The sequence below is a fragment of the Psychromonas sp. SR45-3 genome, from assembly GCF_014163575.1.
Classification (GTDB): domain Bacteria; phylum Pseudomonadota; class Gammaproteobacteria; order Enterobacterales; family Psychromonadaceae; genus Psychromonas; species Psychromonas arctica.
The window spans coordinates 101,270-124,596 of record NZ_JACJDP010000008.1 but is presented as its reverse complement, the minus strand read 5'-3'; the positions used below and the strand labels follow the sequence as shown (position 1 = coordinate 124,596).

30 protein-coding genes and 1 other RNA gene are annotated in these 23,327 nt (G+C 40.1%); 25 read left to right on the top strand and 6 right to left on the bottom strand.

Annotated elements, in window-relative coordinates:
* Positions 1-350 precede the first annotated feature (350 nt).
* From smpB to H5084_RS06970, 3 genes are all read left to right on the top strand, one after another.
* Positions 351-836, top strand: coding sequence for an SsrA-binding protein SmpB (gene smpB / locus H5084_RS06980; RefSeq protein ID WP_025565722.1), 486 nt, complete (start codon positions 351-353; stop codon positions 834-836).
* Positions 837-931: 95 nt separating this feature from the next.
* Positions 932-1,285, top strand: a transfer-messenger RNA (tmRNA) gene (ssrA, locus tag H5084_RS06975).
* 165 nt (positions 1,286-1,450) lie between these two features.
* The gene (locus H5084_RS06970; protein ID WP_182690020.1) at positions 1,451-1,678 is read left to right on the top strand and encodes a hypothetical protein; all 228 of its coding nucleotides are present in this window, start codon (positions 1,451-1,453) and stop codon (positions 1,676-1,678) included.
* Positions 1,679-1,683: 5 nt separating this feature from the next.
* On the opposite strand, the gene H5084_RS06965 is transcribed toward H5084_RS06970, so the two are convergent.
* From H5084_RS06965 to H5084_RS06955, 3 genes are read right to left on the bottom strand one after another with little or no spacing between them, the layout of a single operon-like run.
* A complete protein-coding gene (locus H5084_RS06965) occupies positions 1,684-2,667 on the bottom strand; it encodes a tyrosine-type recombinase/integrase (protein ID WP_182690019.1) in 984 nt (327 codons plus the stop codon).
* Between the two features lie 52 nt (positions 2,668-2,719).
* Positions 2,720-3,397, bottom strand: a complete 678-nt coding sequence (locus H5084_RS06960; RefSeq protein WP_182690018.1) for a hypothetical protein — start codon at positions 3,395-3,397, stop codon at positions 2,720-2,722.
* Positions 3,398-3,456: 59 nt separating this feature from the next.
* Complete coding sequence (locus H5084_RS06955) at positions 3,457-4,104, bottom strand: LexA family transcriptional regulator (protein WP_182690017.1); 648 nt, start codon at positions 4,102-4,104, stop codon at positions 3,457-3,459.
* Between the two features lie 140 nt (positions 4,105-4,244).
* On the opposite strand from H5084_RS06955, the gene H5084_RS06950 reads away from it, so the two are divergent.
* The 16 genes from H5084_RS06950 (at position 4,245) to H5084_RS06875 (ending at position 14,979) form a co-directional block, all read left to right on the top strand.
* Complete coding sequence (locus H5084_RS06950; RefSeq protein ID WP_182690016.1) at positions 4,245-4,556, top strand: Cro/CI family transcriptional regulator; 312 nt, start codon at positions 4,245-4,247, stop codon at positions 4,554-4,556.
* An 80-nt stretch (positions 4,557-4,636) separates the two neighbouring features.
* A complete protein-coding gene (locus H5084_RS06945) occupies positions 4,637-4,846 on the top strand; it encodes a hypothetical protein (protein WP_220485913.1) in 210 nt (69 codons plus the stop codon).
* 28 nt (positions 4,847-4,874) lie between these two features.
* Positions 4,875-5,405, top strand: a complete 531-nt coding sequence (locus H5084_RS06940; protein WP_182690015.1) for a phage regulatory CII family protein — start codon at positions 4,875-4,877, stop codon at positions 5,403-5,405.
* Positions 5,406-5,532: 127 nt separating this feature from the next.
* Entirely contained in the window at positions 5,533-5,778 is a 246-nt protein-coding gene (locus H5084_RS06935) for a hypothetical protein (protein ID WP_182690014.1), read from the top strand.
* Positions 5,779-5,847: 69 nt separating this feature from the next.
* The gene (locus H5084_RS06930) at positions 5,848-6,003 is read left to right on the top strand and encodes a hypothetical protein (RefSeq protein WP_182690013.1); all 156 of its coding nucleotides are present in this window, start codon (positions 5,848-5,850) and stop codon (positions 6,001-6,003) included.
* Between the two features lie 2 nt (positions 6,004-6,005).
* Positions 6,006-6,392, top strand: a complete 387-nt coding sequence (locus H5084_RS06925) for a hypothetical protein (protein ID WP_182690012.1) — start codon at positions 6,006-6,008, stop codon at positions 6,390-6,392.
* On the top strand, positions 6,389-6,679 hold the full coding sequence (locus tag H5084_RS06920) for a hypothetical protein (RefSeq protein ID WP_182690011.1): 291 nt from the start codon (positions 6,389-6,391) through the stop codon (positions 6,677-6,679). The genes H5084_RS06925 and H5084_RS06920 overlap by 4 nt, the downstream gene beginning before the upstream one ends.
* 8 nt (positions 6,680-6,687) lie before the next feature.
* Positions 6,688-6,945, top strand: a complete 258-nt coding sequence (locus H5084_RS06915) for a hypothetical protein (RefSeq protein WP_182690010.1) — start codon at positions 6,688-6,690, stop codon at positions 6,943-6,945.
* Positions 6,942-7,163, top strand: a complete 222-nt coding sequence (locus H5084_RS06910; protein WP_182690009.1) for a hypothetical protein — start codon at positions 6,942-6,944, stop codon at positions 7,161-7,163. The genes H5084_RS06915 and H5084_RS06910 overlap by 4 nt, the downstream gene beginning before the upstream one ends.
* The gene (locus tag H5084_RS06905; RefSeq protein WP_182690008.1) at positions 7,163-9,589 is read left to right on the top strand and encodes a replication endonuclease; all 2,427 of its coding nucleotides are present in this window, start codon (positions 7,163-7,165) and stop codon (positions 9,587-9,589) included. Before H5084_RS06910 ends, H5084_RS06905 begins: the two co-directional genes overlap by 1 nt.
* A gap of 57 nt (positions 9,590-9,646) precedes the next feature.
* Positions 9,647-9,895, top strand: a complete 249-nt coding sequence (locus H5084_RS06900) for a hypothetical protein (RefSeq protein WP_182690007.1) — start codon at positions 9,647-9,649, stop codon at positions 9,893-9,895.
* Positions 9,877-10,071 carry a hypothetical protein gene (locus tag H5084_RS06895; RefSeq protein ID WP_182690006.1) on the top strand — a complete coding sequence of 65 codons (195 nt, stop codon included), beginning with the start codon at positions 9,877-9,879 and terminating at the stop codon, positions 10,069-10,071. The genes H5084_RS06900 and H5084_RS06895 overlap by 19 nt, the downstream gene beginning before the upstream one ends.
* 57 nt (positions 10,072-10,128) lie before the next feature.
* Positions 10,129-10,482 (top strand): hypothetical protein, encoded by a 354-nt coding sequence (locus H5084_RS06890; RefSeq protein WP_182690005.1) that lies wholly within the window; start codon positions 10,129-10,131, stop codon positions 10,480-10,482.
* Positions 10,483-10,718: 236 nt separating this feature from the next.
* Complete coding sequence (locus H5084_RS06885) at positions 10,719-10,901, top strand: hypothetical protein (RefSeq protein ID WP_182690004.1); 183 nt, start codon at positions 10,719-10,721, stop codon at positions 10,899-10,901.
* 17 nt (positions 10,902-10,918) lie between these two features.
* Entirely contained in the window at positions 10,919-12,643 is a 1,725-nt protein-coding gene (locus H5084_RS06880) for a PKD domain-containing protein (protein WP_182690003.1), read from the top strand.
* Positions 12,643-14,979 carry a right-handed parallel beta-helix repeat-containing protein gene (locus H5084_RS06875; RefSeq protein ID WP_182690002.1) on the top strand — a complete coding sequence of 779 codons (2,337 nt, stop codon included), beginning with the start codon at positions 12,643-12,645 and terminating at the stop codon, positions 14,977-14,979. The genes H5084_RS06880 and H5084_RS06875 overlap by 1 nt, the downstream gene beginning before the upstream one ends.
* A 72-nt stretch (positions 14,980-15,051) precedes the next feature.
* On the opposite strand, the gene H5084_RS06870 is transcribed toward H5084_RS06875, so the two are convergent.
* From H5084_RS06870 to H5084_RS06860, 3 genes are all read right to left on the bottom strand, one after another.
* Complete coding sequence (locus H5084_RS06870; protein WP_182690001.1) at positions 15,052-15,303, bottom strand: ogr/Delta-like zinc finger family protein; 252 nt, start codon at positions 15,301-15,303, stop codon at positions 15,052-15,054.
* A 572-nt stretch (positions 15,304-15,875) separates the two neighbouring features.
* The gene (locus H5084_RS06865; RefSeq protein WP_182690000.1) at positions 15,876-16,901 is read right to left on the bottom strand and encodes a phage portal protein; all 1,026 of its coding nucleotides are present in this window, start codon (positions 16,899-16,901) and stop codon (positions 15,876-15,878) included.
* The gene (locus H5084_RS06860) at positions 16,898-18,685 is read right to left on the bottom strand and encodes a terminase large subunit domain-containing protein (RefSeq protein WP_182689999.1); all 1,788 of its coding nucleotides are present in this window, start codon (positions 18,683-18,685) and stop codon (positions 16,898-16,900) included. Before H5084_RS06860 ends, H5084_RS06865 begins: the two co-directional genes overlap by 4 nt.
* A gap of 222 nt (positions 18,686-18,907) precedes the next feature.
* Between H5084_RS06860 and H5084_RS06855 the strand changes: the two genes are divergently transcribed.
* From H5084_RS06855 to H5084_RS06830, 6 genes are all read left to right on the top strand, one after another.
* A complete protein-coding gene (locus tag H5084_RS06855) occupies positions 18,908-19,810 on the top strand; it encodes a GPO family capsid scaffolding protein (protein ID WP_182689998.1) in 903 nt (300 codons plus the stop codon).
* A complete protein-coding gene (locus H5084_RS06850) occupies positions 19,810-20,802 on the top strand; it encodes a phage major capsid protein, P2 family (RefSeq protein WP_182689997.1) in 993 nt (330 codons plus the stop codon). Before H5084_RS06855 ends, H5084_RS06850 begins: the two co-directional genes overlap by 1 nt.
* Before the next feature lie 14 nt (positions 20,803-20,816).
* Entirely contained in the window at positions 20,817-21,536 is a 720-nt protein-coding gene (gene gpM, locus H5084_RS06845) for a phage terminase small subunit (RefSeq protein WP_182689996.1), read from the top strand.
* Between the two features lie 107 nt (positions 21,537-21,643).
* A complete protein-coding gene (locus H5084_RS06840; protein ID WP_182689995.1) occupies positions 21,644-22,105 on the top strand; it encodes a head completion/stabilization protein in 462 nt (153 codons plus the stop codon).
* Complete coding sequence (locus tag H5084_RS06835; RefSeq protein WP_182689994.1) at positions 22,102-22,605, top strand: phage tail protein; 504 nt, start codon at positions 22,102-22,104, stop codon at positions 22,603-22,605. Before H5084_RS06840 ends, H5084_RS06835 begins: the two co-directional genes overlap by 4 nt.
* The gene (locus H5084_RS06830) at positions 22,606-23,322 is read left to right on the top strand and encodes a phage virion morphogenesis protein (RefSeq protein ID WP_182689993.1); all 717 of its coding nucleotides are present in this window, start codon (positions 22,606-22,608) and stop codon (positions 23,320-23,322) included.
* Positions 23,323-23,327: the final 5 nt, after the last annotated feature.

Sequence of the window (23,327 nt, the reverse complement as noted above, 5' to 3'; positions counted from 1 at the left end):
AAAAAAATAGCAAAAAAATGCTGATAAATGAATGACTTTCCAACAAATAAAATAATCATTTAACAACAAATGCTAGTTACATTTCAGTCATTAACATGTTTTACTCCGTCACTAGCTTGTCGATTAAAATCAAGATCATAAGGTGATGATAATAGTTGATCATTACTCAGTATTGTATTACAAAGTTGATTCTCAGCGAGCGACTCATAGAGCAAATTCTGAAGTAAACATCTTAGTGGTTAGAAAGTTATAATTTAACCCGTTATATCTCCAACTTTCTGCCTAGATCCTGTTCATTTCAATGCTTGCTGAACTTTCCACCTTGAATGATAAAGGGTATAATGCAGGTTATGGCTAAAAAAAACTCAAAACCAAAAAATAACGACAATACAATTGCACGTAACAAACGTGCTTCTCATGAATACCACTTAGAGGAACGCTTTGAAGCGGGAATTGAGTTACAAGGTTGGGAAGTGAAATCTTTACGCGCAGGTAAAGCAAATATTGCAGATAGTTATATCTTCTTAAAAAATGGAGAGGCTTTCCTACTTAATGCAACATTTCCACCATTGCTCGCCGCATCATCGCACGTAGTTTGTGATCCTTTACGTTATCGTAAATTATTACTAAAACGCCGTGAGCTTGATAACTTAGTCGGTAAAGTAGAACGTCAGGGGTACTCCATTATTCCTATTTCACTCTATTGGAAACATGCGTGGGTAAAAATCTCATTTGCTTTAGCAAAAGGTAAACAAGATCACGACAAACGTAGTGATGTTAAAGATCGTGAGTGGCAAGTTCAAAAAGAACGTATGATGAAGCATAGCGTTCGATAATTAAGCAGTTAGCAAACAACATGCAAGATAATGCTATCTTGCATCACTTAGCTTTGTTAAACTTAACTTGTTGGTGATTTATCACTAACCACTGTGGGGATGATTTAGGACTCGACGAGATTCTTGAAACCCAAGGTGCATGCCGAGGTGGCGGTTGGCCTCGTAAAAAGCCGCCAACGTTATAGTTGCAAACGACTCTAACTACTCTCTAGCAGCTTAGGCTAGCTAGCCTTCCACCCGCGCTTTTCCAATGGGTAGGGATTCGGAAGGTCATTTACATCGGATAGCGAGGGAACCTTGTTCGAGGGTGAACCGCGAAATAGTATCGGACTCGCTTTTTAATATCCTGTCAGTTGGAGATTAACGAGTTAACCAAATAACTGACTAAGCATGTAGTACCGAGGATGTAGGTTTTTCGGACGGGGGTTCGACTCCCCCCATCTCCACCACATAAAAGGCCCTGTAATCAATGGATTACGGGGCCTTTCTCGTTCTAGTGTCCATATTCTGTCCATACAAATTATTTTTTTATGTTCAAATAAATAATTTGTGGGAAATATAATTCTTTTTGCTTAAACTAAGTAACTCATTATTTTTATAAAGTTGCGATGTGTATGAGCAGAGTAGATAAATTTTACGACTTATTAGAAGCCGCTGAAGATGATTGTTCTTTAGAAAGAGTTTGCCCAGATTGTGGTTCACCTGATTGTAAATATGCAGTACATGATCATAAACGATCTGGATGTGATGTTTCTATTGTGTGCAATGAATGCAGAAAGGAAGAAGCTGCACTGGCGCCTGATTTTGAATCGATTATCAATCATTGGTATAAACATAAATAATTTCATTATGCTTCTATTGTTGAAAGCGGGTTTAATCTGATCGCATCTTCTAAATGCGTTGGGGAGAAGTGAGCATATTTCATAGTGTCGGTAATACTGGCGTGACCCAGTATTTGTTGCAGCACTAATATGTTTCCACCGTTCATCATAAAGTGACTAGCAAAGGTGTGGCGTAATACATGCGTTGATTGTCCCTTAGGTAATATGACACCTGCGCGCTCTATCGCCATTTTAAACGACTTAATACAATTGCTAAATATACGGCCACTGTTACGCGGTAATTCATTGTAAAGTGCTTCGCTGATTGGCACGGCGCGTCTTTTATTGCCTTTGGTGTGAATAAAGGTGATACGGTAGGGCGTTAATTGTGTGCCGGTTAGTAATTCAGCCTCACCCCAACGACAACCCGTAGAGATACATATTTTAGAAATTAGGTACGCGTCGTAATTCCTACCCTGTTTTAATTCTTCAAATACTGCTTCAATATCTTCAGGTGTTAAAAAGCCCATTTCAGGTTGTTTATATTTTAATGCGCGTAATTCTGTTAATGGGTTGCCGTGAGGCCATTCACCCAATCGTTTTAATTCATTGAATAGGGCGTTCAAATAAGTTTGATCATTGTTCGCGGTTTTGATTGATACGTTTTGAATGCGTAATTGTCGATATTTTGAAAAGTCACTGGCGGTGATATTTTTAGCAATGGGGTTGCGCATCATTAATGACATGGCTAATAATTTGTTCTTACGCTTTTTGCCATCGTTTAATGCTTGGCCGTGTAAGTTAAACCAGAGTTCGATTAATTCATCTAAACGGCGGTGATCCACTTTTTCAGCTTGCCATTCATTATTTACCACCTGGCTTAATGTGTATTGTTCAAAACGTTTTGCTTCGGTGCGAGTATCAAAGGTCTTACGAACGCGTGGACCATTCGCCCCGTTAGGCCGAAAATCTGCAATGTATTTGCCGTTAGTTTGTTTTTTGATTGCCATTGGGTTTGTCTATTAATTGAGAAGGGCGCAATGGCCCTTTTGAAATGGGAGGTTATTCAGGTAGTTTATTTCTCCACTCTATCTTAAAGCGGCTGCCTGTATCTTCTTCACCTGAAATGCCTTTTCTATCTGGCGCAAAATCAACTGATAGGTATGGGGTGCCATCTTCTTCAGCATCAAAAATAACAACAGATGAATATTGAACTCTGTTATCAACCTGTACTTTTTTGGCAACACTGGCAGCAGTCGCTAATAACTGATCATTAGTTTTTGCTGACGGGCTATATATGAATGTGTGATATCTACTTCTCGTTGCGTGGCTTATGTCTCTTGATGACAATATGTAATAAGCTTGTTGCTCACCTTTTGATAGCAGACTATTGATCTCTTTATCAATGCTTGATACTTGAGTTGTTTGTGCTTTTATTTTTGTGGGTTCAGTAGTCGTGCTTTTACCTGTGCACATTGCAATAACAGTGGACAAAATAATAATCATGAAAAGGGCTTTTAAGCACCCAGCTTTCTTATTGGGTTTTTCTTCGATCGAGGAAGGCTGTTCTATTTTTTCAGCTAGTACGTAAGATGGTTTAAAAGAACCACCATCAACTTTGTCAATAACATTCCAACCTTTACTTTCTAATTCTAACGCTTTTTTATCTAATTTTTTTAATTTAGATTTTTCGCCGAAGCTAGCAGTGATGTTGAATTTTTTTGATTTGCTTGATGCCATTCTTACTTCCTTGCTTGATAATTTTGTCATCTACCAATGCTGGAAGATGTAGATTTTTACTAAAACAATCTCATTGCTGAAATGACGACACCAACAATGGTGCAGTTGCCGTTGATGGGTTGAATTGGTGTTGGCCAGTTGGGGTTTGCTGCTTGTAGAAACTTGTGGCCATCTTCGATTATTAGTTGCTTGAACGTGGCTTGGTTTTCATCGTCTAATCGCGCTACTACATATTTGCCGTCTATTGGTTGTACTTCTGGGTCAACAAAGATTAATTCACCCTCGTTAAAAACAGGGCTCATGCTTTTGCCAATGACTTTTAATAGGAAAGTGCTTTTACTGCATTTGACAGGGCAAGGGTAGTGATCGGCTTCATGGATAGACGTTAACGCAATATCTGACCAATCACCGGCTTGCACCCAAGAGATAAGCGGAAAGCCACCATGCAATTTTTGCGGTGTTGCTTGCACGTTGTAATCAATCAATGATTCTTTTACTTGCGGTGCGGGCGAACCTTGGCCGTTTAAAAGCCAATCAGGGTCGCATTTTAAAACTTTAGCAAGGGCATGTAAGTTTACACCTTTCGGAGAGGTTTCCCCCTTTTCCCATTGGCTAATTGAAACTCTACTAACACCAACCAACCGTGCAGTATCAGCCTGTGTTAAGCCTAAAGCTTTTCTTCTTGATAAAAAATTACTTGGTTTCATGTAAAGGAATCTTAACACCTAAAAAAGAAAGTTTGCTTTTGATTGTGAAAATATATTTGACAGTTTACTTTACATTTACTTTTGATTTAATTATTATCGATTGTAAGTTTAGTTTACATTTAAGCAGGGAGTTAAATAAAATGAAAAAAACAACAGTAATTAAGATGTTCGGTAGCGCGACCAAGGTGGGCAAAGCGCTTGGTATCACTCGTATGGCGGTTTCAGATTGGGGCGAAAACATCCCTGAACTTCGCGTTTATCAAGTTGAGCGCCTTGTTAGCGTTGCCGAAGAAAACAATACACCGCTTGAGCTACTACGCATTGGCAAAAATGGTCGTGTTGTCCGCCTAGCACCAAAAGGTGAAGGATATAGAGAACTGGTTCGATTAAATAAAGAAAGCACCAACGGCGAACTTAAGGCCGATTTTAAACAGGCGGCAACCGCTCAATAAACAGTTGCCTATTGCACTTACTCTGTGTCAGCCAGTGAAAGCGCAATTATTTTTAACCAGTAACGAACGAGGACAGCATCATGAGTATGACCATCGCCCTTGATGTACCACTTTTAACCATACCTGAATATGCACGACGTTCAGGCGCGACAATTAACGTTGTCCGTAAGCAGTGTGATAACGGCCAATTACCTTTTGTTCAAAATGGAACAGGCGGCACACGCTATATCAATATGGTGCAACTCACACAGCGCTGTATGGATGCCAATGCTGATAAAGCTTGGAACTAATTAGTTTTCTTAATAGGGAGTATGGCCAATGGAAGGTAAAGAAACTATGGGCGTTTTCCGTGAGGATACCCAGAAACGATATGACGCAGCTTGCTATGCCTTTTCAGAGGCTCAGAACTTAACTGAAGTAGGGAAGCTAACCGGCATTAAAAAGTTAGGCGATAAGTTAAACCCAAGTCAGCCGCATAAGTTATCGGCTTTTGAGTTAAAGATGATCACTAAAGCGACAGGTGATTGCACATTAATAAACGGAATGTTGCTTTCATTGGACATGGTTGCAGTGAGAGTTAATAGAGATTGTGAGGAAACAACGTTAGCAAAACGTGCGTTATTACACAGTCAGAATGCAGGGAACTTAGCAACAGAAGCATTAGAGAATGCAGGGAAAACAGTATTGCCAAGACGTAAAACACAGAAGTTGTTAGATACCTGTCATGCAGGGATAGCAAATTTAGTGTTGTTGGCAAATGACTTAGAAAACCGAACCAGTGGTGTTAGCCCATTTTTAGCAATGACCACTGAATTTGTCATGAACAACGGAGCACCGGGACTAGCTTAATGAATGAACGCAAGCAAATTTTAAAGCGAATAGTAGCAAAAGAGTTTTATTACAAATCAAGAACGAAGGGTTTCAAAGTAGGCGATGTGTACCGTGAGATTCAGGATTATTTAAAAAAGGAAATGAAGTGATGGGTAAATGTAATTGTATTGAAGAAAAAACTGATCAAGTTAAGAAGTATTTAATTGAAGGAAAAAATTTTAAGAAAGAGATTGTTGGCGTTCAGATGGAAAATGTAGCAATGACATTCGGTAAAGCAGGAAGCAGGACATTTAGCAAAGTGTTAATTGAATTGTCAGGACAAAAGAAAAAAGAAGAAATAAGAATTTTTAATTCTTACTGCCCATTTTGCGGAACGAAGGCTGAAAGTTAAGTAAGTACAGCGTGGTAACCAGAGCGCTCACTCTGATCACCACTTACACAATTATCAAGGATAAAAATTATGTCGAATGAATATAACACAGCTTTAAAAATGGGTGCAACTGCGCCGTTCAATTTAGTCATGGCATTAAGCAAGCCAGAACGTGCGGCTTTTATTAATGCGGTGACACCTGATCTACTTCCTGCGCTTAAAACCGCAGCACTTAAAGGAGCATAAGCATGGGCACTTTATTTTCAAAGGCACTTAACATGGGACTGCTGATTAAGTCTCCGAAAGGCACTGATTTAGCTAAAGCGGCACTCGCGCAGAAACCTGCCTATGTTGCTGATGAACAGTTGTTGTGTCGAATGGTTAACGCAATTAGTGATTTAGCCATTTTAAGTTCGGACGTTATACATATTGAAACAGCGTACTCAGCTCATGCTAAAGATTTTCAGGTGAAAGTGTTTAATGCAGATACTAATTATTTCGGCATATATAAGCCAATTTTTGACCGTGCAGTTTATTTGGATAATTCACTGGCCTATGAGCAGTTGCGTGATCTAGAAGACAAGCTGATTGAACTGATTGCAGATGCAAAAGATAAAGCAATGGGGGCGGTATGAGCGCAACTAATAGACTTCAATATGTGGCACCTGAAAACGAACACCAACACCTTGAAAAGATTCACGCACTTTTTGAAAACTATAACCGCGGCGCGATTGCTTGGGAAAAGGTAGACGTAAAAATTCAAGCTACTTTTTGCCGATTAGCAGGCATTAAAGACCGTCGAGTGGGTATGCCAATCAGTGCATTCAGTGAATTAGAAGTGATGAAACTGCTTAGAACCATTAAGCAAGTGCAACAAATCACGACTGAGTTCAGTCACCTTACACTTTCAGATTTTAAGTAGGCCATTACATGAAAAAGAAAACGATTAAATCAGTCACTGAAATGGCACACCTTAAATTGAATCAAAGAATTCGTGTTAGCGCGAAGCATTCTATTTCTTTTAATAATGGGGTCTTTACTTCCCATGAGCATGATGAAACTGGTGAAGTGTGCGCATCGATGGAATACCCCTCATTAATCGATTTGCATTCTACGCTTTGTAGCCTTGGTGAATGTGGGAATGCAGTCATGAATGTTGCTAACTTTTTATTGGAAGGTGAAGCATGAATATGGAAGACAGGCAATCTAAGTTGCATAAGATATATCTTAAAATTGAAAGACTTGAAGCGTATTTAATAAATAAAAAAGAGCTTGATTACCAAGGATTTGATACTAAAAAAGCGTCAAACAGAATATTTAAAATTCTAGAAAGAGAACAAAAATTAGCGCTTGAGCTTTGTATTGATAGAGATATAGCGTTTTCAGACATAGAGATACCATTTTAATGAACACTACTGAAATACTAAAAACACCAAGAGCAAAGCATTTACAGTCGCTAGATGATAAAAGCTACTTTGATGAAGTGTACCCTGCGGATAAAACCGCAGGTGATCGTCATATCAATTTAGAAAAAAAAGAAGTTGATACTACGGGGCCATCGGTTGATGGACTGTGGGATAAATTTAATCCGACTATTCCTACTGCAAAACAAGCAGAAAAAAAAGCCAAAGAAAAGAAAGACAAAATATTCCGCGCTGAACCATTCCAAGTATTAAAAAATGCACATGTTGGCACTCAGGGTTTATGGGATGCCGATAAAAAGTGGGCGTGTAATTTATTGCATTCTGCATTACCTCAAGACTTAGCGATCTCTATTTTTGGCCAGTACGTGAAAAAATGGGAATCAGTAATGCTTGGTAAACAGGCGAACCCTACCGCCAATAAAGGCGTTAATAAGGCAAATATTTGGTTGCGTCACCGCATTAAAATGGTGATGCGCGCGGTGGCTAAATTCCCTGTTTCATTAAATGAGTTAAAGCACGATGGATTGCGTAAACAACAGGCCGCGCTTTGGTCTGATAAATGTAGAACAAACGTGGTTGATGGTGCAGAGCAAGGGCAATCATGGATTGACGTTGCCGACATGCTTCAAAAAATAGCGGCTGAATGGAAGTTTGTTGCCAAAGCGTCAGCGGTTAGCCTTGAAAGAATTGAGGGTGAATCTGACGCTGAATTCAACGAGCGCGAAAAAGAGGCTGAAGCTGGTTTTGTTATTGCACGTTTGGTTGATGCTGATTGGTGGGAAAGAAAGATTGATACCGCTTACCGCCAATTTTGTGAGCATTGCCAAATATTAAACGGTCGTGTTCGTCACGGTGTATCTGTGTATTTAAGTGATGCGGGGCTTAAAGATTGTCGTGCCCGTAAAAACGCTAACACCTTGGCGCTATCTAAAATGGTGGCGCGCAATGAGCAAACGGGCGAAGAGATTGAAATGCTTGATATCGTCAAGGGCTCAATGGCTAACCCTGCAATACGTCGTCATGAACTAATGGTGCGTATGCGCGGCTTTGAAGATTTAGCGCAAGAAAATAAATTGATGGGCGGCTTTTTTACTATTACTACGCCTAGCCGCTTTCATGCTTACATGAAGGTGAAAAACAACAACAAAACATGGTCCGTTGAAAATGATAAATACGACGGAGCTAACCCTAAATCTGCACAACAATACCTATCCAAAGTATGGGCCAAAGCACGCGCTAAGTTAAAACGCATGGATGTAAACATGTTCGGCTTTCGAGTCTGCGAACCTCACCACGATGGCACACCACATTGGCACGCTTTATTTTTCTTTAAACCTGAGCATGAGCAGATCATTAAGTTTGTGTTATCGGACTACTTTACCCAAGCCGACCGCGAGGAATTGAACGTTAATAACCTTGATTTTGCTTTGTGGAATAAAGCGATTAAAGACGACATACAAACAGATGACCTATTTGCTAACGAATTATTTGAAGAAGAAAGCAATCATATATTTAGTGTTAGTAAGCGTATTGCTGCACGTGTTGATTATAAAAAAATAGACCCTGCAAAGGGCAGTGCAACAGGTTACATCGCTAAATACATCGCTAAAAATATTGATGGTTACAAAATGGCCGATGATGAGGAAACGGGCACACCTGCAGATAAAACAGCGGAAGCGGTTTGTGGTTGGGCTAGTTTATGGCGTATTCGTCAGTTTCAACAAATTGGTGGCGCACCTGTTTCGGTTTGGCGTGAACTACGCCGACTTGATCAAACAGAGCAAGAATTAGCAGATAAAAAAGCAGAAAAAGAAGCGCGAGATTTAGCCGCAGAATTGGGTGAAAAGTACGTTTCAAATAAGCCTGTTCAATCACTCATTGACCTACAAAAACACAAAGATGCAATGGAAGTCGCACGTATCAGTGCAAATTCAAATAACTGGGGTATGTACATCCATGCAATGGGTGGGTTGTTTTGTGCCCGTGCCGATCACCCTATCAAGATGGCTTATAAAACCGTGGGCAATCAATACGGTGAAGTGGTTAAAAAGCTCAAAGGAATTGCGACTTTTGCTAAAACGATGATCACGCACGTTGACGGTTGGGTTATCGCCAAGAAACAAGGGAGCGAAGCGGTTTTAGAAAAAGAAGCGCAGCTTCCTTGGAGTTCTGTCAATAACTGTACGGGGAGCATGGAACGTAGTCCCGAAACGGAGCTAGACGTTATTGAACAGTTTAAAAAGCTAGGCGTCGAGTTAGACCCAGCTTTATTAGTGCCAGCCATGGCAGGTGCACAGATTTTAACGGGTGATGGCCGCAAGGCATCGTTAATTAATACGGATTTAGGATTGCAAATGCGAGTTCGAGAGCTTGAAGACGCAAGCAGTGTTGGTTGGGAACAGTGGTAATGCGTTAAGTACAGCTTAACGCATAGTGATTTACATAACTGATAGTGGAGAAATGGAATGATTAAAAACTACATATTTGCAAAGGGTGACGTTCAAGTAAGAGCGAACACAAAAAATAGCTTCGATGCTTTACCGTTTGAACTGGCGTTCTTACCCTATGACAACAACGGGTGGGGCATCACCAAAGAAATAACTAAAAGTTACGCTGAAGGAATAGATAAATTTTTAGCTCAAAACTTTTATTTTAAAGCAGTAGAAATGCTTGGTCTTGAAGATAGAGGTGTTGAATGCCCAAAAAAATCGTAAACGGTTGGTATGAGTATCAGCCAAATAAGAATTGCACTGTCGATTGGTTAGACCTGCCGCAAATTGTGCAAGTGATCGAGGGCATGGTTTGGGCTACGGCGGTCATTGCTGAAGTGTCGGTAAGACGGGCAAAAGCCAACGGCCGTTTTGTAAAACGAATCGAATTAAGTAAATAAATAATTACGGTACATTTTTCGGTACCAGAAAATGAATTAATAAAACTGGAGAAGTAAATGAACAATGCACCAATCGATAAAGGCCGCGTCGCGGTAGTCGCGGAAAAATATCAAACTAACCAAGTTGACCGACAAAGCGGCCAACCTATAACAAAAAATCGTTACATCAGTGTGGGTCGTGCAACGTTATGGCCTAGCCAACAGTACTCAACCGCACCGAACGTGGAAGTCGAGCTTGATGCTTTGCCGATTGGCCATGCAGGAAAATTGAAGTTGTATATTTTTTGGGATAGCGATAATCAAAACAATCAACAGCAGCCGCCGCAACAGCAAGCATCAAACAATTACCAACCGCAACAACAGCCACCACAACAAAGACAGCAGCCACAGCCACAAGGTTATGGCCGATAAACCAAACGATAAGGTGAAATGATGAATGTTAAAGGTAAATACCAAGATGCGGCCATGCTCAGGTGGAAAAGGCCAGGGCCGATGGCGCCAACTGAGCCGATTGAATTAAAACGATTCACTTGGATGACAACAGCAAGATGGACACGGTCAAAAGCACCGGCTAACTAATAGTGAATTGCCATTGTTACCCCTAATTGTCAGATCGGCTAGTAAGACAAATGAATAAGAGGTGATGAATGGCAATCGCTAATAACTGGGAAGTGTTGATCACACGGGGGATAGTTTCAGCTCCTAAAACTGAAATTATCGTCCCGCCTGATCCACCTAAATATGAAGAACCTAAGCGGTTCGCGTGGCTTAAAAATTCCATTTGGACGCGGGCAAAGGTGGAAATTAAAGGGGTTGATGGGGATGAATAAAAAATACGAGGTATCAAATGGCTTTAGAAGTAAGGTTTAAAGTTGAAAATCTAGGGGTGGCGGTTAGTGGTGCGGGATACGTTGTGATAGATAGCGACCGGAACGATGTAGCCAAAGGGTTTGCAGATATAGATACAGACGGCAACATAATAATCCCTATTACAAGTCAATACGTGGCAGTAGGTGAAATGGTACGGCCTACGGTAGATGATTTTACTGGGAGTAATTTCGATGAAACTGGAACAGCAACCGACTGGATAGCCGCATCTGAAGTGTATGTGGACTTCTCAGTTGTTCAGTCTGATTTCACAGTGTATTGCATAAATCAAACTGGTGTTACAGCCCCGTGGAACATGGGGGACGGCACTATTATAGATGAAGTTAATCCTATCTATTTATATAAGAAAAATGGAACGTTCACTATAACAAATGGTGCTTTCTCAAAAACTATTGTGGTAACTGGTGTAAATGAATTTAGCGTTACATTAAACGGTAATACAATTACGTGTATAAATCAGTCGGGTTACGATGAACCTTGGTTATTTGGGAATGGCGACACAGATAGCAATAAAAACCCTACCTACACTTATTTTGAAAATGGAACATATCTTGTGCAAATGGGGCAGTTCTCTGTAGAGATTACAGTAGACTATTACACTGCTGGATTGATTGCATCCCAAGTGGGTAATACTCTTGTGTTTGTCAGACCTAATGGTGAAACAGCAAACTTTAAATATGGGGATGGTTTTGAGGGGCAAAGTTCAACTCACGTATATGCGCAACATGGAAAGTTTTTGGTGGAAGTTGGGGATTATAGGTTTTTTGTTGATGTTGTTGGTGTTGGTTTGCCTAAAGCTAATTTCACTTACTCTGCTGATGAAGTAAATCCGACTCAAGTTACCTTTATCGCTACAGGCGGTGAATCCTACAAGTTTATTATAAATGGGTTAACTTTTACAAATGAAACTGAAACATACAACTTTCCGAATAAAGGCTCTTACCAAATAGATTTAAAGGCTATTGGTGAAAATGGTGCTGCTTCTTATGTAACAAAAAATATTTATGTGCAAGAGGTAAATGTAAACCCTGTTTTTGTTTCTATTGAAGTGACTAAAACATTATTGCATGTTGAAGCTGAAGCGTTAGTTACTGATGACGAAAATGAAATATTAACGTATGTATGGGATCATGGTGATGGTACTGCGGCTACAGGGCGTTTCATGGATCATGACTATGAAGACGCGGGTGAATATCTTATTAGCTGTACTGTTCAAGATGGACGAGGTGGCTATGCAACGTTAAGTAAGACTATTAATGTTGATCAGACTTATACGTTTAGCGATGACGATGTAATGACTAACCCTTACTTCGATACTGCTGATAAAAGCGACTTTTCAGAACAAGGTTCGGATTTGATCATCAACGGTGGTGTCGCAACATTAACGTCTACTGATGGTTCACAAGATCGAATAGATTTTAGCTTTCCAAGTGTTGTTGGGCAAGAGTTTCAAATACACCTTGTAGCTAGAAACAAGGCGGGAACTAATGGCGATGGTAGGTTTAAAAATTGGGTTGGTGTAGAGGTTCAACCAATCGCATTCGTGACCTTTGAAATGGATTCGTACATTTCAGTAATAAAAGCAACGGGAACGGAGATAACAGGTAGATTTTATGTGACTGGCGGTGGTGTGGCAGGTGACGCATGTGAGATAGAAACATTAAGTATATTGGAGATTTTATAATGATTAGAATGCCGCTGGGAATAAGACAACCGCTGTTTTATTGGGAAAATCAAGATCCAATTTCAAAACAAGCGCCTTTAAGAACGGAAGCTAACGATAGCCTTGAAGAAGCAGGTCAATACTGGGTTCACTATGAACATCCTGAAGCCAGTGATACAAATGGCGATGGGTCAGAACGAGTATACGGCTCGCCTGATTTCCCTAGAAAATCAGTGCCGCGATCAGGGGATAGAGGGATAACTGTTGATGGTGAACCGTTCCCGCCAAATACTGTAATAACCCTCGTTGGTTATGCACCCTATAGCGGGAACGGACAAGTTCAACTTTTTTGTGAGGGGACTGCACAGCAACCCGTTTGGTTAAGAGGCCAAAATTCATATCAACTTGCTAATTATAAATTTAATTTTTTACTTAAGGGCTGCTACATAAACATAGAGCATTGTGATCTTTCTATTGATGCTAGTTCACGTAAGATGGGTATTGGCCTTGGGTCACACAATGGAAGCAGTGTGCACCATGTCATGATTCGCAAGTGTTATGGGGATGGTGGGGCATCATCAGGGCGAGGTTCAGCACTTGGTGTTGTAGGTCTTAGTAGTACAATAAGAAATCAGTATATTTTATTCTATGACAACTATTTGCATGGTTATGGTGACTGGGTTTCAGGTGCAGAAAACGATTATCACGCAATGAGTTGTACGCATAATGCTGATTACTTTTGGTGTATTTATAACACTGCGTTTAACTGTGGTGGTGATGGTGTACAGGTTGGTAGAGCAAGTTTAACCGAGGAAAACAATCCTAGTAGATGTAATTTTATGTTTATTGGGGGTAATCACTTTTATGACAATGGAGAGAATGCAGTAGATATTAAGGGCTGTAATCATGTTGTAGTATCTTCTAATGATTGTCACGGTGAAGATCCAGAGATTACTTCTGATGTGGGAAAGATAGTAGTGCTTCATAATAACCCAAAGGATGTATGGATTATTAATAATAAAATTTACGACGGGGGCTACGGTGTATCAGGTTCAGCGCAAACGGATGTGTATGTTATCGGCAATACTGTTGAGGATATAGCGCCATCAAGCGATCAGGCTCTCAATACAAGCACAGGTTATAATGAAGGGTTTGCTATAAACTTCACAGGCTCTAAGGGGCTTCATATTTATAACAATACACTTCATAACAATTATCGGCATATCAGTGTTACAAGCGGTAAAGATGGTCATGTTGCTAACTGCATCTTATCTAAGCGAAGCGAGAAAGCGGAGTTAGATATTTACTCGGCAGAAGGAGACTTATTAGAGGTGTCTCACTGTATTTTTGATGACTTTCATGTTAGGCATGAAGGTGGCATACAAGACACTTTGATTGATACTAATTTTGCTTCTTGCTTACAGGGCGATGCCTTACTTGATCTATCTGATACCGCAAACAGATTTAGACTGCTAGATGGTTCACCATGTATTGACCAAGGGAAGGATATAAGCGAAACACTAGCGTTATTTGAGTCTATTTACGGTGTTTCTATTGCTACTGATCAGTGGGACTTTTTGCGAACGCAGGGAGGTGGCATTGATATTGGAGCAAGTGAGCATGGTCCTTCCTATGGTGCCATTCTACCTAAAAGTGTTGCGTCTTTTTATGTAGACGTTGTTAATGAAAATCTCACGTGGGAAAATAACTCACAGAATGTTTCTATAGCTAACGTGTATGAAGGGGATACCTTGATAGCGCAATTAAATGAAGGAGAAGAGTTTTATAACATTAGTGGCCTATCGACTGAAAAGAAAAGCTATTCATTAGAGATTGGAAACGACACAGGTGTGATAAATAAGGTCAATTTAACCACTGATATCTTATCTGCGGTTGTTTCTAGCGATAAGTTGACGTTTGATATTGACACGTTAAATAGTTATAGAGTCCCTAGATTGGGCATTAGCCGACTTAATAATATTGATTTTTCTGATCCGGTATATTCCGGCGCACCTTTTACAATTGACTATCATAAAGCTGAAATTTCGCTGAATGGAGTCACTGAGGCGCATGGTTATAACTACGTTTTAGCTGATAATGGTAATAATATTAATGGGTCTTTTACAGGTAATGGCGTTGTAGAGCTATTTGCAATATGTAGTAACTACTCAGACAGCCCTATTGATGGTCAGGTTAAAATTAACGACTCAATCATAAAGCTACCTGTTGCCCGTGGATTTACGCATGGGATCATAAGAGCCGAACTTGACGGTAACTTGGACTACACTATAAAAACATCAAGGAATGAGTCAAAAAGTGCTGTAGGTATTGCGGGGCTAAGAGAAGTAATTATTTAAATTAACTACCTTGCAATACAAAGCCCTCTTAATTGAGGGCTTTTTTGTTTTGCAAATACAACTATCTGACAATTAGAGCAAAGAAAGCTGTGCTTTTAGCTCCTGCTGCTGATTTGGTGCTAACGTTTTTAATAATTCAAAAGCAAGTTGAGTAGATGTTTTAGCTGATGGACTGAGCGAATGACTAAAGCCCAGGCTAACAACAAAAGTATGACCACACTCGGGGTCATTACATCCGCAATACAATTCTGAATAATCCGTTGATATTTTATTTGATTTTCTAATGGTACTAATGGACCCACATTCTCTACAAGTTACACGCATAAAACCCTCCACTGACTGACAATTCCAGTATAACCCAACAGCTGTTTATATGCACAGTGCTATCAACACTAATGCCCATGCTATCAATGATTTGCTAAGTCTTGTCATGAAGCCTGCACTTGCGTGTAATTAAATACCTGAGCGACAGCACGGAGAGAAGAAGCCACGGAAAAAATACTCCTCTCACACACCTGCGCGTTCTGAGAAACTTTTTTATTTCAGTTTTGTATTTATGAAATTATAGGTGGGTAGGGATTACCGTATAAGGCGCTGAAAGCCTTGGTATAGCGCTTGTTAAGATCTCAAAAGGATCGTTTAACGTGCGTTTATGGGGCTTTTAAAATTTCAACAATTGAAATTTTTTACAGTTATTTGAAAATTAAATTATTGAATTATTAAACGGTAAATTTATAAGTTGTTGTTTAAGTTTAAGTTTTATATTTTACGTCGTGCGCAGTGTTGTTTTTGTTATGAAAATAAAGATCTGAAAGGATCGCTTTAAGCCCTTTGGATATAGGGCTCTCAGCCATTTTAAACGAATAAACTAAATTTCATTTATTTTCACAAAAAAATTACTCTTCATTCTCTAAATTAAACTCAAATTTTAACGATTTAGGCAGTTCTTCATCTTCATTAATTGAATCCTTTATTAACTTACAAGCCGGAATAACTTCATTCTGATTATAAACATAATTGAATTTTACCGGGTCGCCACGGGTACCACTATTCGGCATTATTGCAGCCAATTCGCCAGGGAAACGATGACCGGTTAACACTTCCTGCGCCGTAATGTTTTTAATCCTTTCAAACTCATCTTTAGTAGCAACATCACCAACCGGTATTAATTGAATACCTTTCTCTTTACCATTGGGGATATTTACAAACATCGAACGAAAATTACCAACGCCACGACTACTAGACATTTTTTCTTTTAATTCATCTTCATCATCTTTACTTAAGTTAGGGTCCGACGCATAAAAGATAAACCCCATGTGCAAACCGTTTTTAAAATAACGACGTCTGAATGTTGTTGCATCATTAGACAGCAAAGCCGATTGAACACAGCCCAAATAATCTGGCGTACCATAAACTTGTTGCAAAGGGTCATATTGATAAACCCAAATAATATCCCTCGCTTTATAACTTACTTTTTTATCATCACGTTCAAGTAAATAATAATCACCATTCTTACGTTTACGGATATGAGCAGAGGGCAATGGATGCAAACGAACTACACGGCCAAAGTGATCGCGAATCTTCAAAATCGCTACATCACCAAATTCTAATAAATTGTGAACCAGTGATTGCACTTTTAATACATTCATTCCACCTTTCAAAAATCGGCCTGCGATCATATTGCGTCGCGCCATTAATATGGCCCCGTGATAAGCATTCAATCGCGTCAACTTATTAAGGCCTAATCTATCAAGCGGTGGTTCCCAGTAATCATCTGCATCATTATAAAAAAGCTCGTTATATTCATAATTATTAAAATCATTCGCCATTTCAGGCGCGCCAAAACTAAACATCAAACTTTCATTTTCATTCTCGTTTTTATTATCGACTGGCGATTCTTTTTTTATAAACTTCTTTTTCATGCGGCTGTTTTCCATGTGGATTTGCGTTTGTTAGAGTGATCAAGTGGCTCGTTAATCAGTGCGTGAGAAATAGCCCAGAACACATCAGCATGCCCAACTAATTCACTTCGGTCTGCGCGGAATGTCATATTGCCACCGCCATTGGTCGAGGCGCGTTTAATCGCCATAAATGCTGATGCAATATCTTTCTGCTCTTCATCAAATTGCAGGCGTTTAGATTCAACAACATCAATCATCTTCATTACTAATCGCGTCTTACTTTCATTACTGTAATGAATGGCCACAGCTTCACGGGGATATTCAGCACTCAATAAATCCCAAACCCCTGCACCAATCCCAGTCGTATCAATGCCCAGATAAGTAGCGTTGTATCGTTCCATCACTTTTTTAATTTCATTGGCTTGATACTGAAAATTTAACCCTTTCCAATAATGCTTTTCTAATAATCGAAAAGGTTCACCGGCTTTCATTGGTGGGGCCATCACCACCAAACAGGCATTATCACGCGTTCGTGACGGATCATAACCAAGCCAAACTTCACGACGCGCAAACGGAAAGTTTTCATGCGCGTTAAAGTCTTGCCAAATGCCAGGGTCAACCATAAGCTTTTCAACATCCGTAAACTTAAATACAGACTTAGCATCATCAACAAATTCACATTTATATAAATTTCTAAATGCATCAGGGCTGAATTCTTCCTCAAGTTCATCAGGGTCAATTAAGTGACAGCCCATTTTCACCGCGTCATGCACATCAATCACATAACGCCACTGTTTGTCAGGACAAACACGACCGCCATCTTTTAACTTATCAAAGCTTGGAAACTCAATATTTTTACGGGTTGATTTACCACCGCGCCACATGTCACCCGTCCAGAACGGATAAGCAGGGTGGTTTTTGCTAGAAGGTGTTGAAAAGTACGTTTTACGAAAACGCTTTTGCGTAGCACAAGCAGAAACAACATCACTTACTTTCTTAAAGTCACGGATCCAAAAGTATTCATCAACATAAACATTACCAGCGCGTGATTGTGCAGAATTAGCAGACGTTGCTAAAAAGTGAAGTTCCGCCCCGTTTGGCAATTTAATAGGATTGCCCTTTAACGTAATATCAAAAAACGTTTGCGCAATATGAATAATATAACTGCGGAAAACTTCAGCTTGCGATTTAGTTGCAGAGATAAAAATCTGATTCTCACCAGTCAACACAGCATCTTCAAATGCTTCACCGGCACAACCAAAAGTAAAACCAATTTGACGAGATTTTAAAGCATTACGAGTACGCGGCATTGATGGGTCATTCTTAACCGCGCGCATCAACTTCTGGTATTCAAATAAACTCTCAACCCAAACGTCAAAATCTTCAGGCGTTAAATCATCAACCGTTCTGGCCTTCTCTTTCTTCTGGCTCTGCTTATTATTAGTGCGTTTATTTGATCGTTTATTATCAGAACGTTTTTCAGAAGAGGTTGAAGCATCAGCTGCTTGCGCCACTTTCTCTTGAGCGCGTTGTTTTTTAAGAATCGTGTGATGTTTTATTAATCGGTCCAGTAAATCTAGGTTTGCTTTACTAGGCTCTGGTATCTCAAGAATGGCTTGAATCTTTGAAGATATTGCTTCATCAACCGTAAATTCACGCAACATGTCGCGCCAACCATGTTTATCAGCCCAATAATAAACAATACGTTCATTATTCAGCCCTAATTCATTGGCAATACATTTGGGAGTCCATCCCTTTAAATACAGCACTTTTGCCGCTTGTTTTATTTCTGCTGTATACGCCATTTATTACCCTAATGTTGAACTGAACATCACAAATTAAAATCATCATACCCCCCGAAAAAACAGAACTTACACACAGTAATTCCAAATAATTCCTAGATGTTAAAAATCGGAATTCATCGGAAATCAACAAGCTGAATCGACCATACCAAAGGCGTATGGTGTGATTTATTAAAGAGAAAAGATTGTTTTGTAAGTAAAAATTTAGCAGGAGGACGTGATGTAATGGCTAATAAAGTTAGTGATTGGAAAATCATAGCAACCGAAGGTGCAACCGTAGATGGCCGAGAAATTAGTCCTAAATGGATTAAAGAAATGGCTGACTCTTATTCACAAAATGAATATGGTGCACTGATTTGGCCAGAGCATAAGCGTTCAGGATGGGATTTATATGACGGAAACAATTGGGGCGAAATCCCTGCATTAAAAGCAGAGAAGCGCGCTGGTAAATTACGTTTATTAGCAAAAATGATCCCTAATGAGTTTCTATTAGAAGCAAATGAAAAAGGCCAAAAGTTATATACATCTATAGAACCAAATCCGGACTATAAAGGTACCGGCCGTTGTTACCTAATGGGCATTGCAGTGACTGACTCCCCGGCAAGCTCTGGCACAACACGACTTACATTTTCAACATCCAACGGCAATGAAAAAAGTCTTGAATGCAGCCACCTCGAAGAGATTGATTTCTCAGAGTTCAGCCAATCAAGCCTTGTTTCAAACGCCTTTCATACCCTCGCAAAATTTTTCCAAACTGGCGGTCAACTGCCAGGCGCAGAAAACAAACCACAGGAAGAAGAACCCATGAATAAAGAACAGTTTGAAAAAATCGAGGGCACGCTTGCCTCGATTGTAGAGAAACAAGAAGCACAGCAAACAAAGTTGGATGAATTTTCAACCACGTTAACTAAGTTTTCAACACCCGCGCCGACAGAAGTAAAGCCAGAAGAACCTGCGCCAGAAGGTGAAGCGCCAGAAGAAAAGAACTTCAGTGCGTTAACGGCTCAATTACAAACAGTGATCGACAATCAAACAAAACTAGAAACACAGTTTAATGACCTAAAAAACGAAGTACCGGGTCAAGAAAATAGTGGTGAAGGTTCATCAACTAAAGTGGAGGCGCTTTAATGTTTAATCCATTAGCTAGTAAATACTTAAATGAATACTCAGCAGCATTAGCTCAAGCAGCAGGTGTTATCGACGTAACAGCACAGTTTTCTGTAAGCCCACCAATGGAAACAAAACTGCGTGCGGCAATTCAGCATTCAGACTCATTCTTAAAAATGATTTCAATGATTCCAGTGGACCAAATTACAGGGCAAGTGGTCGATGTAGGTGCAGGTGCATTATTAACAGGCCGAAAAAAAGACGGTCGCTTTAGCGCTAAGTTAGGCGTTGATGGAAATACTTACACATTAGTTGAAACAGACTCAGGTGCTGCAGTTACATGGGTGACATTAACGCAATGGGCCAACTCAGGTAACGCAGGCGAATTTGTTAAATTAATGAATGCGGCAATCACACGTAACTTTGCATTAGATATGTTACGAATTGGTTTTAATGGAACAAGCGTTGCCGAAACAACAGACCCAGTTGCAAATAAACTAGGTCAAGATGTTAACAAAGGTTGGTTGACTGTCGTTAAAGAAAAAGCCGCTGCACAAGTTCAAGCATCAGCAATTCTTGACCCAACAGGTGCAACAGAAGACTCATACAAAAATCTAGATTCACTTACAAGTGACCTGATCAATACAACGATTGATGAAATCTTTCAAGGTGACCCTGATTTAGTGGTACTTGTTGGTCGAGATTTAGTGGCAACTGAATCGCATCGTTTACTTGAATCAGCAGATACACCAACTGAACACAAAGCGGCACAGTCACTTGCAAAAACAATTGGCGGCAAAAAAGCTTACACACCGCCGTACTTCCCTGCGACTTCTATTTGGGTAACAACACTAAGTAACCTGCAAATTTTAACGCAAAAAAATACACAGTGGCGCAAATCACGCAATGAAGAAGATCGAAAACAATTTGAATCTTCATACATTCGCATGGAAGGTTATGCAGTGGGTACGCTTGAAAAATTCGCAGCAATTGAAGCGGTAACAATCGTTTAAAAAAGGGAATTATCATGGCAAGTCCACTAAAAAGACAACGCGACGCACAGCTTAAACAGCTACAAAAACAGCAAGCGCCTACGCAAGTTGTAACCGCCACAGGTGATCAACCGCCTAGCCTGCATTTGTTGCTGAATGAAATGGATAACGACTTAAAACGCCTAAAAGCGTTAACACGCCAAGACGATAAAATTGCGTTGAAACGTGATGAGTTAATCCCAAAATATCGTGCCTCAGTTGAAGAGTATTTAGAAAGCGAAGACCTTTTTAAAAATCCACTTTTCAGCCACATGGTGGTATGGATGTTCGACATTGAAGAGCTAGAAACCGCGATTGCTTGGTGTGATATTGCCATTGATAAAGGCTTTGAAAGTCCGTTTAAACGTGACTTTGCAACCTTTTGTGCAGATCAAGTATTAGCCTGGTCAGAAAAAATGAGTGCAGCTGGTCATGACATTGAACCTTACTTCACTAATGTGTTTGAAAAAATAGTGCTTGAATGGCGATTAAACGAAAAAGTTGTTGCTAAGTATTACAAATTTGCAGGATTGTTTTTACTGCGTGACAAAAATGGAAAGCCGTTGGCTAGTAGCGTAGGCGACATTGAGATACTTGAGAAAGCAATGTCATTTTTACAAGAAGCCGGAAAAAACAACCCAAAAGTGGGCGTAACAACCCACATTGATAAAATCGGTCAACGTATTCGCGCCATTCAAGACGGCACGAATATATAACGACTCTCTGCCACCGCGCCTCGACTAATGAACGCGAGTAAATGAATTAATTCACTTAACTTGATGTTTCACTTAGCGGCTAGAGGCGCACTCATTTAGGAACGATGATGTTTACAGGTCAAAACAAAGAATACCAAAGTACAGAAATTGAAAACGACGGTTTCTGGCCAAACATCAACGCAGGCGATTTTGAAAAGCGTCGTGGTGTACCGATTGACTTAAACAAAGAATCGATCGCTTACTCTGTCGCATCAGCAATCGGCCAAATCAACATCGAGCTACAAAAAAAACAAGCTGAATATAAAGCAAAGGGCTTTGAAGCAGCCGCTGACGTAACAGGCCAGCCATCAATAGATGGTAAAAACCTATTAGTTATCTTGTATGAAAAAGCGGTTTTTGCGCGTGCTAAATCTGAACTACTCCCTGAATATGCGACACAGCAAACCAAGGATGCAGGCGAAAACGTGGCATCAAGCCATTCAGAAATACGTGATCAGCTATTAGCAGAATCACAGCAACATATACGCGCCATTAATGGCAAAAGTCGTTGCGGAGTTGCACTGTTATGAGTGAGCCAGTAAGCCAAACAAGCGCAGGATATTACTTGCAAGGGCTAGTACAGCACCTAAACAGCGTAATACCTCAACGCCAACATAAAAATATTGAATGTTGGATGGAAGATGTAGAGCTGATCATCGGTTCTAAAAATCAAGGGCACGGTGCAGACATTGGTTTTTTATCTTATACCGCGTCATGGAGTTTTGAGCGCTTCCCGTTTAAAGAGCTCGACCCAGCCGTGGTCATGGCCAACGTCATAGCATGGCTTGAAGATAACGATCAACATCGTGATATTTACGAATTAAACGATCCAAGTTTTGACGTAGAAGCCGAAAGCGACACCACAGTGACCATGACATTAGACGTTGAGTTCATAGAGCCAATAATGGTGGTACCAGAACCTGATGGGGATATTTTGTGGCAAGGTCAAAAATGGGCATTAGCACCTTATGAAATATGGACCGCAACACATGGTGAAGTGTTTATAGCTAATACGTTACCAGTGGCTTAAATGATAGAAATTAGTTTTAACCGAAGCACAAGGCAGACAGCCAGAAACGTATTGCAAGCGATCGCATTGCCGCCACGAAAGCGAGCAACGTTATTAATGCGAGTGGCTACAAATATTACAAAAGTATCAAAAAGCAATATTACCAAGCAAAAAACGCCAGATGGCCAAAAGTGGGCGAAGCGTAAAAAAGGCCGAGTAAAGCGAAAAGCAAAAATGCTAATGGGGTTAAAAGACAACATTGGTGTCAGTAGTAGGTCGAATGAACGAGAGGCGATTATTTCGCTAAAAAGAGGTGATTACCGGATAGCTGCAGGTGCATTAGGGAAGATTCATAGTGATGGAAATACAAGAACGGTTAAAGCGAATGAAAACGCTTATAAAAAATTTAGTAAAAAAAAAGGTGTAGGTATTAGCCGACAACAAGCCAAAGCACTGGTGGCGTCGGGGTACAAAATTGCGGCATCACGAATTAATTCAGGCGCACCTAAAAGGAAAAAGAAGGTGCCAAGCGTGAAGTGGTTAGTTGCTAACTTTAGTCATGAAGAAACTAGATATGCATTTTGGTGGATGAGAAATGAAGGCAAGTTGGAGAGTAGTTCAAGTTGGACAATAAAAACACCATCACGTCGCTTCCTTGGAGCAAGTAAAGAGAAAACCCAGAAAGCATGGGATAGAGCGTTTCAAAGCATCAACTACGGTAGACGCAGACGCAGATAATAAAA

Bases quoted from the DNA above. Each gene is read 5' to 3' on its own strand.
- smpB (WP_025565722.1), top strand. From the start codon at position 351: ATGGCTAAAAAAAACTCAAAACCAAAAAATAACGACAATACAATTGCA.
- H5084_RS06970 (WP_182690020.1), top strand. From the start codon at position 1,451: ATGAGCAGAGTAGATAAATTTTACGACTTATTAGAAGCCGCTGAAGAT.
- H5084_RS06965 (WP_182690019.1), bottom strand. From the start codon at position 2,667: ATGGCAATCAAAAAACAAACTAACGGCAAATACATTGCAGATTTTCGG.
- H5084_RS06960 (WP_182690018.1), bottom strand. From the start codon at position 3,397: ATGGCATCAAGCAAATCAAAAAAATTCAACATCACTGCTAGCTTCGGC.
- H5084_RS06955 (WP_182690017.1), bottom strand. From the start codon at position 4,104: ATGAAACCAAGTAATTTTTTATCAAGAAGAAAAGCTTTAGGCTTAACA.
- H5084_RS06950 (WP_182690016.1), top strand. From the start codon at position 4,245: ATGAAAAAAACAACAGTAATTAAGATGTTCGGTAGCGCGACCAAGGTG.
- H5084_RS06945 (WP_220485913.1), top strand. From the start codon at position 4,637: ATGAGTATGACCATCGCCCTTGATGTACCACTTTTAACCATACCTGAA.
- H5084_RS06940 (WP_182690015.1), top strand. From the start codon at position 4,875: ATGGAAGGTAAAGAAACTATGGGCGTTTTCCGTGAGGATACCCAGAAA.
- H5084_RS06930 (WP_182690013.1), top strand. From the start codon at position 5,848: ATGTCGAATGAATATAACACAGCTTTAAAAATGGGTGCAACTGCGCCG.
- H5084_RS06925 (WP_182690012.1), top strand. From the start codon at position 6,006: ATGGGCACTTTATTTTCAAAGGCACTTAACATGGGACTGCTGATTAAG.
- H5084_RS06920 (WP_182690011.1), top strand. From the start codon at position 6,389: ATGAGCGCAACTAATAGACTTCAATATGTGGCACCTGAAAACGAACAC.
- H5084_RS06915 (WP_182690010.1), top strand. From the start codon at position 6,688: ATGAAAAAGAAAACGATTAAATCAGTCACTGAAATGGCACACCTTAAA.
- H5084_RS06910 (WP_182690009.1), top strand. From the start codon at position 6,942: ATGAATATGGAAGACAGGCAATCTAAGTTGCATAAGATATATCTTAAA.
- H5084_RS06905 (WP_182690008.1), top strand. From the start codon at position 7,163: ATGAACACTACTGAAATACTAAAAACACCAAGAGCAAAGCATTTACAG.
- H5084_RS06900 (WP_182690007.1), top strand. From the start codon at position 9,647: ATGATTAAAAACTACATATTTGCAAAGGGTGACGTTCAAGTAAGAGCG.
- H5084_RS06895 (WP_182690006.1), top strand. From the start codon at position 9,877: ATGCCCAAAAAAATCGTAAACGGTTGGTATGAGTATCAGCCAAATAAG.
- H5084_RS06890 (WP_182690005.1), top strand. From the start codon at position 10,129: ATGAACAATGCACCAATCGATAAAGGCCGCGTCGCGGTAGTCGCGGAA.
- H5084_RS06885 (WP_182690004.1), top strand. From the start codon at position 10,719: ATGGCAATCGCTAATAACTGGGAAGTGTTGATCACACGGGGGATAGTT.
- H5084_RS06880 (WP_182690003.1), top strand. From the start codon at position 10,919: ATGGCTTTAGAAGTAAGGTTTAAAGTTGAAAATCTAGGGGTGGCGGTT.
- H5084_RS06875 (WP_182690002.1), top strand. From the start codon at position 12,643: ATGATTAGAATGCCGCTGGGAATAAGACAACCGCTGTTTTATTGGGAA.
- H5084_RS06870 (WP_182690001.1), bottom strand. From the start codon at position 15,303: ATGCGTGTAACTTGTAGAGAATGTGGGTCCATTAGTACCATTAGAAAA.
- H5084_RS06865 (WP_182690000.1), bottom strand. From the start codon at position 16,901: ATGAAAAAGAAGTTTATAAAAAAAGAATCGCCAGTCGATAATAAAAAC.
- H5084_RS06860 (WP_182689999.1), bottom strand. From the start codon at position 18,685: ATGGCGTATACAGCAGAAATAAAACAAGCGGCAAAAGTGCTGTATTTA.
- H5084_RS06855 (WP_182689998.1), top strand. From the start codon at position 18,908: ATGGCTAATAAAGTTAGTGATTGGAAAATCATAGCAACCGAAGGTGCA.
- H5084_RS06850 (WP_182689997.1), top strand. From the start codon at position 19,810: ATGTTTAATCCATTAGCTAGTAAATACTTAAATGAATACTCAGCAGCA.
- gpM (WP_182689996.1), top strand. From the start codon at position 20,817: ATGGCAAGTCCACTAAAAAGACAACGCGACGCACAGCTTAAACAGCTA.
- H5084_RS06840 (WP_182689995.1), top strand. From the start codon at position 21,644: ATGTTTACAGGTCAAAACAAAGAATACCAAAGTACAGAAATTGAAAAC.
- H5084_RS06835 (WP_182689994.1), top strand. From the start codon at position 22,102: ATGAGTGAGCCAGTAAGCCAAACAAGCGCAGGATATTACTTGCAAGGG.
- H5084_RS06830 (WP_182689993.1), top strand. From the start codon at position 22,606: ATGATAGAAATTAGTTTTAACCGAAGCACAAGGCAGACAGCCAGAAAC.